The sequence below is a fragment of the Lagierella sp. genome (assembly GCF_029983815.1).
Classification (GTDB): Bacteria; Bacillota; Clostridia; order Tissierellales; family Peptoniphilaceae; genus Mediannikoviicoccus.
The window spans coordinates 204,872-217,079 of record NZ_JASBYU010000002.1 but is presented as its reverse complement, the minus strand read 5'-3'; the positions used below and the strand labels follow the sequence as shown (position 1 = coordinate 217,079).

At 36.5% G+C, this 12,208-nt stretch carries 10 protein-coding genes; 1 reads left to right on the top strand and 9 read right to left on the bottom strand.

Going from position 1 to position 12,208, the window contains the following annotated elements; genetic code table 11:
- The first annotated feature begins 620 nt into the window (after nucleotides 1-620).
- Entirely contained in the window at nucleotides 621-2,654 is a 2,034-nt protein-coding gene (locus tag Q1K37_RS02190) for a cell wall-binding repeat-containing protein (protein WP_300408920.1), read from the top strand.
- Nucleotides 2,655-2,700: 46 nt separating this feature from the next.
- Here the strand turns inward: Q1K37_RS02190 and Q1K37_RS02185 are convergent, their stop codons facing one another.
- From Q1K37_RS02185 to Q1K37_RS02145, 9 genes are all read right to left on the bottom strand, one after another.
- Nucleotides 2,701-4,014 carry an MFS transporter gene (locus tag Q1K37_RS02185; protein ID WP_300408918.1) on the bottom strand — a complete coding sequence of 438 codons (1,314 nt, stop codon included), beginning with the start codon at nucleotides 4,012-4,014 and terminating at the stop codon, nucleotides 2,701-2,703.
- 7 nt (nucleotides 4,015-4,021) lie between these two features.
- A complete protein-coding gene (locus Q1K37_RS02180; protein ID WP_300408916.1) occupies nucleotides 4,022-4,381 on the bottom strand; it encodes a hypothetical protein in 360 nt (119 codons plus the stop codon).
- The gene (locus Q1K37_RS02175; RefSeq protein ID WP_300408914.1) at nucleotides 4,371-6,020 is read right to left on the bottom strand and encodes a rhodanese-like domain-containing protein; all 1,650 of its coding nucleotides are present in this window, start codon (nucleotides 6,018-6,020) and stop codon (nucleotides 4,371-4,373) included. The genes Q1K37_RS02180 and Q1K37_RS02175 overlap by 11 nt, the downstream gene beginning before the upstream one ends.
- Nucleotides 6,021-6,297: 277 nt before the next feature.
- Complete coding sequence (gene purH, locus Q1K37_RS02170; RefSeq protein WP_300408913.1) at nucleotides 6,298-7,812, bottom strand: bifunctional phosphoribosylaminoimidazolecarboxamide formyltransferase/IMP cyclohydrolase; 1,515 nt, start codon at nucleotides 7,810-7,812, stop codon at nucleotides 6,298-6,300.
- Complete coding sequence (gene purN, locus Q1K37_RS02165) at nucleotides 7,800-8,420, bottom strand: phosphoribosylglycinamide formyltransferase (RefSeq protein WP_300408911.1); 621 nt, start codon at nucleotides 8,418-8,420, stop codon at nucleotides 7,800-7,802. Before purN ends, purH begins: the two co-directional genes overlap by 13 nt.
- Nucleotides 8,404-9,426 (bottom strand): phosphoribosylformylglycinamidine cyclo-ligase, encoded by a 1,023-nt coding sequence (gene purM, locus Q1K37_RS02160; protein ID WP_300408909.1) that lies wholly within the window; start codon nucleotides 9,424-9,426, stop codon nucleotides 8,404-8,406. Before purM ends, purN begins: the two co-directional genes overlap by 17 nt.
- A gap of 8 nt (nucleotides 9,427-9,434) precedes the next feature.
- The gene (locus Q1K37_RS02155) at nucleotides 9,435-10,712 is read right to left on the bottom strand and encodes an amidophosphoribosyltransferase (RefSeq protein WP_300408907.1); all 1,278 of its coding nucleotides are present in this window, start codon (nucleotides 10,710-10,712) and stop codon (nucleotides 9,435-9,437) included.
- A gap of 2 nt (nucleotides 10,713-10,714) precedes the next feature.
- Entirely contained in the window at nucleotides 10,715-11,191 is a 477-nt protein-coding gene (gene purE / locus Q1K37_RS02150; RefSeq protein ID WP_300408905.1) for a 5-(carboxyamino)imidazole ribonucleotide mutase, read from the bottom strand.
- A 229-nt stretch (nucleotides 11,192-11,420) separates the two neighbouring features.
- Nucleotides 11,421-12,107, bottom strand: a complete 687-nt coding sequence (locus tag Q1K37_RS02145) for a phosphoribosylaminoimidazolesuccinocarboxamide synthase (protein ID WP_300408903.1) — start codon at nucleotides 12,105-12,107, stop codon at nucleotides 11,421-11,423.
- Between the last annotated feature and the right edge of the window lie 101 nt (nucleotides 12,108-12,208).

Below are 12,208 nucleotides of genomic sequence, written 5' to 3'. Positions count from 1 at the left end.
AGCTATTGCAAGGCTTACAGGAGATTTGCTCTTTTTTTACTGTCAAATTCAGGATCTATAATAAGTTTATCCATAAATGGAAGATTTTGCAATGTTATTAGAGAAATGGGGAAGTTTTTTGCTTGCAAAACTTCCAGAAAACTTTTTTGCCTACTAGAAGTTGTTAGACGAAGTTTTATAAACTTCACAAACCGCTTGCAGAGTTTAATGTTCTCTTTCAAAATAAAGGGAAGGGAATCGGTAACCTATTTGATGGTTCCATTTCCCTTCCCTTTAAAACCCAACCATTTTCCCTCCATAAATTCAGGGACTAGCCGTCCCTGAAAACCCTGCTGCAAAAGATGTTGGAAAGCTGTTGGCTTTCCTTCAAATACTCCGTAATCGGACACTTAGAGCTACAGAACTTTTTATTTTTCAGGAATATTGTCAATATATAAAAATAACAAATCTCGCTAATCAAAAATTAGTATGGGATCACTTCTTGCGTAAGCAATCGAGCTATCATGTTTGAGTGCTTGATCACTTCCACCTCTCATTTCTCACCTCGCATTTCTCACTTCTCTTTTATTGGGTATAATCACAGTGAGGTAAACTCAATTTAATTATGGAAGGAGAAGATTATGAAAAAGAAAATTTTATCTATTTTATTGGCTGGGGCTTTGTTAGTTCCTGGAAGCAGAGCCTTGGCTTCGGAAAACTTTTCTGTTGAAAGAATTTACGGAGACAATAGGTATGAAACTGCAACTAAGATATCTCAGAAGCTTTACTCTAAGCCTAAGGCTGTTGTAGTTGCCAGTGGCGAGGTGTTTCCTGATGCTCTTGTAGGTAGTACTTTAACCATTCAAGAAAAATGGCCACTACTTCTTACAAATGCCAAGACTTTAAACGAAAAGACCAAGGATGAACTAAAGAGGTTAGATCCTGAAAAGGTATATGTTCTAGGCGGTAGTTCTACAATCTCCTTAGATGTGGAAAGGGAACTATCCAAGCTTTACCCTACTGAAAGAATCTACGGTAAAGACAGATATCTAACTGCTGAAAAGATTGGCGATTTAAGATATAAATTACTGGATAGGGAAGTATCCAAGGATAAAGTTACAAATTTCATCGTCAGTGGAAAGGACTATCCTGATGCACTTTCCAGTGGTCCTTTAGCAGGTAGAACAAAAGATGATGAAGGTTTTAATAGACTCAATCTATCTTCTAATTCTAAAGGCTTTGACAATCCTATAATTATAGGTGGTAAGAGTTCTGTTATAGGCGATTCTAGAAGGATAAAGGGCAAGGACAGATATTTGACTTCTCTAGAAGTTGCAAAGGAATACAAAAAGACCTTTGGCAATCTAGATACTGTTATCTTAGCCAGCGGCGAGGACTATCCCGATGCGCTTTCTGCATCTTCTGCTTCTGCAGTACTGGATGCTCCAATATTATTGACTAAGTCAAATAATATCAACCCAGATCTTCTGTCCTTTATTAAGGAAAATGTTAAAAAAGTTGTAGTTATCGGTGGTAACACCTCTGTAACTGAATCCAATATTTTGGATATCCTCTATGGCAAGGACTCAAACTTTAGATATGCACTGGGAAAACTTCCTGATGATCTAAAATCTAATGTAACCTATAGAAAGGTCTTGTCTGGAAATGAAAAGGCGGACATTCTAGATTTATTCTTAGAGGCTAATGAACTTACAGAGCTTCCAAGGGTTATCTCAAAGGAAAAGGCAATTGAAGTATTGGGCCTTGATAGCAATGGCGACTATGATTTGGAAGTTTTAAAGAGAGCTGCCGCTTTTAAAGTGGGTTCCAATGTGGATGTGGAGTATTTAAAGACCTTTGTAACATCTGACAATTTAAAACCTCTTATCGATAAGATTGCTTTGGGCAGTGAATTTCATCAATCTAAAAACGCGGTTAAATCAGGAAAAATTTCAGATCCATATCTAGCATTCAAATTTAAAGAGGAGTTAAAGAGTGCGGAAGTTGTAACTGGAAACAAGATATTTAAAGCCGGTGTAGAACTCATTACAAGTGACAAGACAACTGGATTTAATATAGTGTCTGATAAATACAAGACCGACTTGGATAAGGAAAAAACACTGGTTTATAGCCATGACGATATCGTGCATACCAATCAGCTGTTGGCCATTTTAAGATTGGAAGGAATTGATGGCAAAGTCTCTCTAGAACCAAAATCCTCAGCCTTTGAATACAGATTAGAATGGGGACCAATTCCAGAACCTACCAAGCAATATGAAGTTGTAAAGGTAAAAGAGGACAAATATATAGCAAATGCAGTGGAATTTAATACTCATATCGAATTTGAAAAAATAGAAGACAAATTGAGCTTTGATTCGATAGTTAAGAAATATGCACAAAAGACAACAGAAGATCCAAATGGAGAAAAAGTTATATTTGGGTCATGGTGGCAACCACTCTACAGTTCTGAAACTGAAATGAAGGAGGGTTACGGTCCACTAGTTGACAATACAGTTAGTGTAGAAAATCTTACACTTCACAGTTTTACAACAAAGGAAAAATCAGAAAACCTAATAAAGACCTTAAATGAATTCCTTGAGTTGGATAGTGCAAAAGCAAATGATATATGGGTAAATGATGCCTTTATAAGATATCTACAAGGCGAAAGTAATTAGAGAAATTTAAAACCGGCTATCGGGGTTAAAGATAGCCGGTTTTTTGTTAATGCATGCAAACTTTAATATCTTCTTTTGTTGATTCATCAATTTTGCAGTTCTTTTCTTTACGCTTTAAGTGTTTTATCCATACATAAATTAATATGCTTTCAATCCCAATTATTGCAGTAAGAATATAGAAAATATATTTATAACCAGTAATACCAGGATTTTTATCAATGATATTTCCTGCGGAGATGGATACAAACATCTCTGGTATTGATCCTACAGTAGATATCAATCCAGCAGCAGTCCCTGAATATTCTAACGGAATATTACTTTGACTAATCATTGTCCATGACATTGCATAGTTCATGTTAAAAAACACCAATATCAGAACATACAAAATAGCAACTACTGGCACAAATAATGGATTAACTGGAACTAGCAATAATATAATCTGGAGTAAAAATATAATTATATAAGCCCATAGCATCAGCTTGCCTGTTCCAATTTTATCCGTTAAATATCCACCAGTTATATTACCTCCTATCGAACCGAATCTACGTAGCACTCCCAATGTTGCTCCAAAGGCAACCGAAGCTCCAAGAATCTGTGTGGTATATGGAATATAGTAATAAACAGATAAGCAAAAAACATGGTTGCAAAAAGATAATAGACAAATTATCCAAATTGCAGGATTTCTTAATAATTTTGAAACTCCACAAAAATTAACACTACCACTTGCCATTACCATCTTATCGTCTTTTATAAAATAATAAGCAAAAACAGCCATAATTATATTTACTGAGGAATAAAAAAGAATAACATATTTCATAGCGAGCACCTTATTATCCATACCAGATACTCCTATCCTAAATAAAATTAGTGCTACTAATGCTATGATTCCTCCTGCTATATTTCTTCCACCTTCAAAAAAGCCATAAGCTTTTCCTTGATTTGTTCTATCTGACATTACTCTTATAGCTTTAACACAAGCCGGCCAAAAAGCAAAGGTAGTTGAAATTCCCCAAATGGCATAAATAATTATCAAGCCATAAAAACCTATAGGCAACAAATGTATTAATCCTGAAATTCCTGTTGCCAATAAGGAAACGACAATTATGTTCTTCACATTGAGTCCGTCCGCAATTACTCCTCCGAAAAGGTATGAAATTATACCAAAAAAACCTATTATAGATCCAAATACTCCCATTTGAGTATTAGTAAGATTATAGGTAGTTAAATATACATCATAATATTCAAACCTAAAAAATGGAAGCCCCGATATTATTGCAACTCCAAAAGCAAGCAGAATAATTATTCCAAAATTTTTCTTTAAATTTCCCTTTATTCCTATCTTTTCCAGAAAATTATTCATTTTACACCTACTTTTCGTTTATGGATTCAATATGATATGTTTTACCTTTATCATAGGTCTTTGAAAAAATTGTAAAGTCTTCATAAAAGAATCTTCCAGCATATACTCCTCTTTCACAGCCTTCACTACTCATTTCAAAATTATCCCATTCTCCAATTTTACTTTTAACGTCCTCTTGAGTAACAGTTTCGCCAATTAATTTTTGTGCATCAGATTTCGCTTTTGCTATTGATACTGTTTCATTTGAAGTAGCACTTTGCTTATTGTCACTAATATCATTATTAATCGTCATTTTTGTTACTACAAAGAAAGCTGCAACAGTTAAAAACAATAACGCTGATACAATTACCACTGGTTTATTCTTCATTTGACTTATCACCAAGTATATTTATATCATCTCTTACATCTTTATCATTTGCATCTAAAAGAGTATCTTTATATTTATCATAATGTACTTTTACTCCATTATGGTCTATAAATTCATTACCTAAATTTGACCATGGAATCCATCCTTCTCCCCACTGTTTGATTGTTTCAATGTCATTAGCCTGGCAAAAGTACGATATATGAGCCGCTCCCCAGCTATCACCACAGAAGAAAGCTACAGTATTTGTAGTATCCAAACCGTATTTTTCCATATGTCCTATTAATTCTTTCTTTGTTCTAGGAGTGTTGTCAACATTGTCAAAATATTGACCCTCTTTTTCATCTCCTTGTGGACACCATATAGAGCCTTCTATTCTTCCTGCTAAATCATGATAATCATAACCTGAATATTGCCCATCCCATTCGTCTTTACCTCTATTGTCAGCAACTTGTCCAGGAGTAGTGCCTGCTAATATTGATTTGATAGTATCCATCCATAATATTTCGTCAGGATTAGAGATAGTATCATCTCCAAAATTTTCAACTGCTGTAGGAACTACTAAAGTATCTGGAGCAGTATCTAATTCATATCCATTGTATTTCCAAGCAGTTAAAGCACCGCTCATTGCATATACTTTTACTCCTAAGCTTCTTAACATAAAACCTAACCTACCTTGAGGCGAAGTTCCTGTACCTGTTAAAATAACAATTGAATCTTTTGTAATTCCATATTGAGGACAAAGGGTATCTCTAAATTCTTCAAGAGGTATCAATCTCCATTCTTTTGCATAATCCGATCTCTTTTCAGGAACATACACCCTTGGTCTTTCATAAGAATCTGTGTTGATATGAACGGCTCCTGGCACGTGGCCTACTGAATAATATGTAGAGCCTCCAGCATTTCCCCAACCTACATCTATTAAAACCACGTTGTCCATATTATCCCCTATTACAGCTTTTGTTTCTGGCGTCATGTCCGTAGTTTTTCCAGTCTTAATATCTGATATGTTTTTCACAATTTCAGTCGGTAAAAAACGGTCGTGGTTTTTATAAGATTCCAATTCTTTTCCTGCATCAATTAATTCTTTAGCAGAAAATACTGTTACATTTGATATACCTAAATCTTTAAAATATTTAGCTACGTGGGCAGCATGATTTCCAGAATAATCATAAACTATGATATTCTTCTCTTTTGTTATTCCTTGATCTGCCATAGCTCTTTCTAAATAGGCTTCCCTCGGAGCTTTTGCAGAGTATTCACAATCCAACCATCTAGATGAGAATAGAACGGCGTTTTTCAAATGTCCTCCATTTTTTGCACCTTCTAAAGCCCATCCTGAATAGCTTTCTTGAGGCCTAGAATCTACTAGCAAAATATCTCCTTCTGGATTTTCCATAGCTCTATGAACATCTTCTATTTTTGCCATTTCAAAATCACTCATTTTAGCATCATTTCCGTAGGATTTAGATATTTCCTCTCCTTTGGTTTCTTCCGTATTTTCTGTTGTGTCTGTTTCAATAGTTTCTTGTGGTTTTGATTCTATATCTACAGATGAATTTTCATCTTTAGCCTTACATCCTACTACAAGAACTAATATCATAGACAGTACTAAAATTATAGATAAAATTTTCTTTTTCATCTATCGTCAATCCTTTCCTTTATTTTATTGTTTGATAAATTAGGAACCTTCCACATAAATCAAACTGGATTTATTATACTCCTCTCTCCACTCTCTATCAACTTTATTAATAAGTTATAGCTTGTCTTAATATTTTGTCTGTCGTTTAATAAATATCATTACCTCTATGTTTTTTATCAGTAATTACTAAAATTAAAGACCCGCTTTCAACAAAATTTTGAAGCAGGTCTTTAATTTTATCTATTTAGTTTACACAAATTCACAATCACAATTTTCTCTAATGTCTAAAATGTCTGGTGTGGGTAAAGACTATGGCCATGTCGTTTTCGTTGGCAAAGTCTATTACTTCTTGGTCTTTTATGGAACCACCAGGCTGGATGATGGCTCTTATTCCCTTTTCTTTAAGAAGTTCCATGGTATCTTTAAAGAAAAATCCGTCGGAGGCAAATACTGCTCCTGCAATTCTATCTCCAGCTCTTTCCAGGGCCTCTTCTACCGCCCATGCTCTCATGGTCTCTCCCTGTCCTATTCCCAAGGTTTGTCCATCCTTTGCAACTACCACTCCATTTGAGGCTACGGTCTTGGCACATTTCCAAGCAAATTCTAGTTCTTTTAGTTCTTCTTCTGTAGGTTTTTTATCTGTAACGACTTCCAATTCTTCTGCGTATATTACCTTGTCTTCTTCTTGAACTAAAATCCCATTTAGAACTTGTTTTATCTGTCTATTGTCGATTTCTTTTTCATTCATATTGGAAATTTCAAGTAGTCTTATATTCTTCTTGGCTTCTAGGATTTCCAACGCTTCCTTTGAGAAGGATGGGGCTGCAATGACTTCTAAAAAGATTTTAGACATCTTTTCTGCGCAGGCCTTGTCAACTTGTCTATTAAGTACAATTATTCCGCCAAAGATGGACACAGGGTCACATTCATAGGCCTTTTCATAGGCTGTTGCAATGTCCTTTGCAACTCCTATACCACAAGGGTTGGTATGTTTTACTGCCACAACGCAGGGTTCATCAAATACCTTGTTAGCTTTAAATGCCCCTGTCAGGTCATTTAAGTTGTTGTAGGAAAGCTCCTTACCGTGAAGTTTTTTAATATCAAACTTATCAAGGGGTGAAACCTCTTCATAATAAGCGGCCTTTTGATGTGGATTTTCTCCATATCTAAGTTCTTGTACAAGCTCGTAGGACTTAGTGAACTTTTGTGGAAACTCTTCTTCGGATTTCCCTATAAAATAGTCACTGATTAAACTGTCATAGCTTGCAGTCAATTGAAAGGCTCTCTTTGCTAAATCCATTCTAAAGTCTATATCGTCTTTATTTTCTTTTAATCTTTCAATCACTTCTTCATATTGGCTCTTATCTGTAACAATCAGACAATCCTTATAGTTTTTGGCACAGGCACGGATCATGGAAGGTCCCCCAATGTCGATATTTTCAATAATATCTTCATGGCTTCCACCCTTTGAAACCACCTCTTTGAAAGGATATAGACTGTTGACTACCATATCTATGGACTCAATTCCCTGTTCTTTCAAGGTCTTGACGTCATTTTCATTATCCCTTCTAAAGAGTATTCCACCATGTATAAATGGGTGCAAAGTCTTAACTCTACCATCTAAAATTTCAGGGAATTTAGTAATGTTGGAAACTTCTTCAACTTCAATTCCAGCTTCCTTTAAAGTCCTATAGCTTCCCCCGGTTGAGATGATGTCCCATCCCATACCCACCAATTCCTTAGCAAATTCAACTATATTTTCTTTATCATAAACAGAAATTAACGCTCGCATTTTTCCTCCTTTAAAGATACTTTCAACCCTTCCACCTTCAGTCGGTCTTCACAAAAATATTTTAAAGTCTTTACTAAAAGCGGATGTTCCTGCTCAAGTATCCTCTTACCAAGACTTTCAAAGTCATCATCTTCCTTTACTTCCACTACCTTTTGAAAAATTATAGGTCCACCATCGGGTATCTCGTTGACAAAGTGAGTTGTGGCTCCAGAGTATTTAACTCCCCTGTCAATGGCTGCTTTATGGACCCGTTGTCCGTAGTAGTCCTTGCCACAAAAGGCAGGAAGCAGGGAAGGGTGGATGTTGATAATCTTGTTTTCAAAGCTTCTAATAAATTCTAGGGGCAGGATTTTTAAATATCCTGCCAAGACTATTAGGTCTATGTCCAGTGACTTTAACAATTCTTCCATCTTTATAAAATCTTGTTCCACAAGGGTTTTTATGCCCTTTCTTTCCCCACGTGTTAAAACATAGGCCTTTGAATTATTAGATATTATTATTTTAACTATTCCATTTATCTCCTTGTTTTCACAAGCATCCATAATGGCTTGGGCATTTGTACCAGAGCCTGAAGCCATTATGGCAATATTTTTAGTAGTTAAGCTCAACTTCTCTATTTCCCTTTTCGATTGCACCAAGTTCTAAAAGATCCTCCCCGATAGATTTAAAGTAATCCACTGTCACTTCCTTATTTTCAGGGCTTATTACAAACACCAAACCAATTCCCATGTTAAAGGTGTTGAACATCTCTTCTCTTTCAATCTTGCCCTTTTCTTCTATAAGCTTAAAGATTTCTGGAATTTCAAAGTCTTTAAGGTCTATCCTAGCTTTTGTATCCTTTGGTAACATCCTTGGAACATTTTCGTAAAGGCCGCCTCCTGTAATATGAGACATTCCCTTGACTTCAACCTTTTCCATAAGGCCAAGCATCTCCTTAACATAGATCTTAGTAGGTACTAAAAGGGCTTCTCCCAAGGTCTTATCCATGAATTTATCCGTTAATTTTAAACCGCTGTCGGAAAGAACCTTTCTTACCAAGGAGAACCCATTGGAATGAACTCCAGAGGATTTTAGTCCAAATAATAGATCTCCAGCCTCGATTCCCTCTCCTGTAATTATCTTGTCCTTATCGGCAATTCCAACGGCAAATCCAGCTAGATCATAGTCGTCTTTTGCATATACTCCAGGCATTTCCGCAGTCTCTCCACCGATTAATGCACAACCTGCCTTGGAGCAACCTTCTGCAACTCCTTCGACAATTGAAGCCATCTTTTCAGGCACAACCTTTCCTGTACCAATATAGTCTAGGAAGAAAATCGGTTTTGCCCCTTGACATAGCACGTCGTTTACACACATGGCTACACAGTCTTGTCCAATGGTGTTATTGATTCCAAGTTCCCTTGCTATAAGCACCTTTGTTCCAACGCCGTCGGTTCCTGAAACCAATACCGGGTTTTTATAATTAAATCCCCCAATTCCGTATAATCCTGCAAAACCCCCTAAGTCCGTTAGGACATTTTCGTCATGGGTCTTCTTTACCATATCCTTAATAAGATTTACCGTCTCATATCCTGCTTCCTTATCAACACCAGCAGCTTTATAATCTATTGCCATCTCTCCTCCTATTTTTGTTCAAGGGGGTTATACCCGCCAAAATACTTTTCATAAAAAGTTCTATTTCCACAGGCCTCTCTTATTCCTTCTAGGGATAGAAATCTAAGAGAGTCACAATCTAACATCTGTTCCATCTCCTCAATCGTGTGATTAGCAGCGATTAAGTCTTTTTTATCTGGAATATCAATACTCAAATTTTCATTTTCTATAACAGGAGGTGAGGCTATTCTAATATGAATGGACTTAGCTCCCGCCTTTTTAAGAATGTCCACAGTTCTTTTAATAGTTGTACCTCTAACGATGGAGTCATCTACTAAAATCACATTTTTCCCTCTAATATTTTGCCTTATAGCTGAAAGTTTTAGGTGAACATTGAAATTTCTCAAATCCTCTGATGGGTTTATAAAGGTTCTTCCAATATATCTATTTCTAACGATTCCCTTTTGATAAGGAACCTTTGACTCCTTAGCATAGCCAAGTGCTGCAATCATTCCAGAGTCGGGAGCACCTATCACAATATCTGCATCGACAGGATGTTCCTTGGCAAGGATGGTTCCCATATTATATCTTGCTTTATACACAGATAACTCGTCGATATAGGAGTCGTCCCTTGCAATATATACCATTTCAAAAAGACATAGAGAATGGTCTTTTTCAATGGCAAAGTGAGATGCCTCTCCAAATTCGTCCACCATATAAATTTCTCCCGGCCTTAGGGGATGGACGTTTTGTGCATTTATCGTGTCAATGGCACAGGTTTCAGATGCTGCCACCACAAATTCTTTAGTCTTTCCAATGGAAAGTGGTTTAATTCCATAGTTGTCCCTAAAGGCCACCATCTTCTTATTATCCATATAGATTACGGAATAGGCCCCTTCAAGGCTTGAAATGTACTTGGAAAGTCCTGGTTCTCTCTTGTTTAAAACCCTTACTAAATCCCTCATTTCAAAGTCCTTGTTGATGATTTTACCATCTATGATAATCATGCACTGCTCTCCATCTACATCGTAGATTAAAGGCATGGTCTTAGAGTTGATATCGTCGTCCTTAAAGGCATATTTACAATGGGCAAGGCCCCTATTTCCAGAAATATCTCCAACATTCGAATCCGTGATATTATCTGATATTAGGCCCTTTCCCTTAATTTCATTTATCTTGCCGTCCTTGTATAGGCTAATGCCCATCTCCGCCTGTCCTCTATGTTGTAGAGCATGTAACCCATAATATAGATGGGGAAACACATTTAACTCTTTGTCTCTACTATATACTCCAATTAAACCTGACATCCTTAGCCCTCGTAAGTGTAATCACTATTTAGTATTTTTTCTTCCATTTCAGACTTATACTCTTCTAATTTTGTCTTTAGTCCTTCATCTGATAGGCTTAAAATCCTTGCAGCAAGTACCGCCGCATTTTCTCCACCATTAATTGCCACAGTTGCAACTGGAACCCCCTTAGGCATTTGCACTGTAGAAAGTAGTGCATCTAGACCTTCTAGCGCAGATGACTTGGCTGGAATTCCTATAACTGGTCTAGTGGTATGTCCTGCCATAACGCCTGCTAAGTGAGCCGCCATTCCCGCAATACCAATGTAGACACCTGTCTCTTCCTTGGTTTCGTCCATATACTTTATAAGAGTTCCCAAAGCTCTATGGGCAGAAATAACCTTTACTTCATGTTCTATTTCAAAACCTTTTAATGTTTTTACAACCTTATCAGCAATAGCCTTATCTGATAATGACCCCATAATTACAGTAACCTTCATTTTATACCTCCAATTAATTTCTACTAATACATTTTTGTCTAATATGCTAATACCATCAATTAAAAGTCCATATACTGGCCTTTATAATTCTATACAAAAACAAAAAAGCCTAAACAGGAAGGCTGAAACCTCCCCGTCCAGGCTTTTGTCCTTTCGGTGTCAGCGAAATAATCGCCTTGTACCGCTCGGTCCTGTGCCTTAGCCCGGATCCCTAGGTACACTTTCTAATTTAGTTAAGATTAAGATATTTTGAAAGTTCCATTGGATCGATATATTGGTCGCCTTTGTAGGCTCTCATATTTCCACCGGAAACTTCGTCAACCAATGCAATTTCATCAGAACCGTCAATCATACCATACTCAAGTTTGATATCGTATAGGTCAAGGTCGAACTTCTTTAGTTCTTCTTTGATGATTGTAGATATCTTAATATTTAAGTCTTTTATCTCTTCATATTGGGAATCTGTAAGAATTCCAAGTTCAACTAGACCATCCTTAGTAATAAGAGGGTCTTCTCTTTCATCATCCTTCAACGTAATTTCAGTATAGGCATTTAGGGGTTGACCTTCCTTAGCATACTTTCCATATCTTCTAATGAAAGATCCCACTGCAACAAATCTAGTGATTACTTCGATTCCATCACCAAATAGCTTTGCAGGCTTGATATCCATAGTACCTTCTTCCAAATCAGAGGAAATATAATGGGTTTTGATGCCCTTATCCTTTAAAATTTCAAAAAAGTACTTACTTACCTTAAGACTTTCAAGTCCTGCACCTTCCTTTGACCCAGCAACCATATTGCCGCCAGTATCAAAAGAACCGTCTGCAGTTCCTGTTAAAGTGTCCTTGAATTTGAAATAGGATCTGTCACCGCTTTGAATAAAATCTTTTGTTTTACCTTTTTTAATTTGTTCCATATCTATCACCCTTTTTATTGGAATTTAGTCGAGTAGCATATACTCGAATGTACATAATAAGCCCAGAGAGGTAGGTTAAGCGAAACCTACCCCTCTGGGCT

Bases quoted from the DNA above. Each gene is read 5' to 3' on its own strand.
- Q1K37_RS02190 (WP_300408920.1), top strand. From the start codon at position 621: ATGAAAAAGAAAATTTTATCTATTTTATTGGCTGGGGCTTTGTTAGTT.
- Q1K37_RS02185 (WP_300408918.1), bottom strand. From the start codon at position 4,014: ATGAATAATTTTCTGGAAAAGATAGGAATAAAGGGAAATTTAAAGAAA.
- Q1K37_RS02180 (WP_300408916.1), bottom strand. From the start codon at position 4,381: ATGAAGAATAAACCAGTGGTAATTGTATCAGCGTTATTGTTTTTAACT.
- Q1K37_RS02175 (WP_300408914.1), bottom strand. From the start codon at position 6,020: ATGAAAAAGAAAATTTTATCTATAATTTTAGTACTGTCTATGATATTA.
- purH (WP_300408913.1), bottom strand. From the start codon at position 7,812: ATGCGAGCGTTAATTTCTGTTTATGATAAAGAAAATATAGTTGAATTT.
- purM (WP_300408909.1), bottom strand. From the start codon at position 9,426: ATGGCAATAGATTATAAAGCTGCTGGTGTTGATAAGGAAGCAGGATAT.
- Q1K37_RS02155 (WP_300408907.1), bottom strand. From the start codon at position 10,712: ATGTCAGGTTTAATTGGAGTATATAGTAGAGACAAAGAGTTAAATGTG.
- purE (WP_300408905.1), bottom strand. From the start codon at position 11,191: ATGAAGGTTACTGTAATTATGGGGTCATTATCAGATAAGGCTATTGCT.
- Q1K37_RS02145 (WP_300408903.1), bottom strand. From the start codon at position 12,107: ATGGAACAAATTAAAAAAGGTAAAACAAAAGATTTTATTCAAAGCGGT.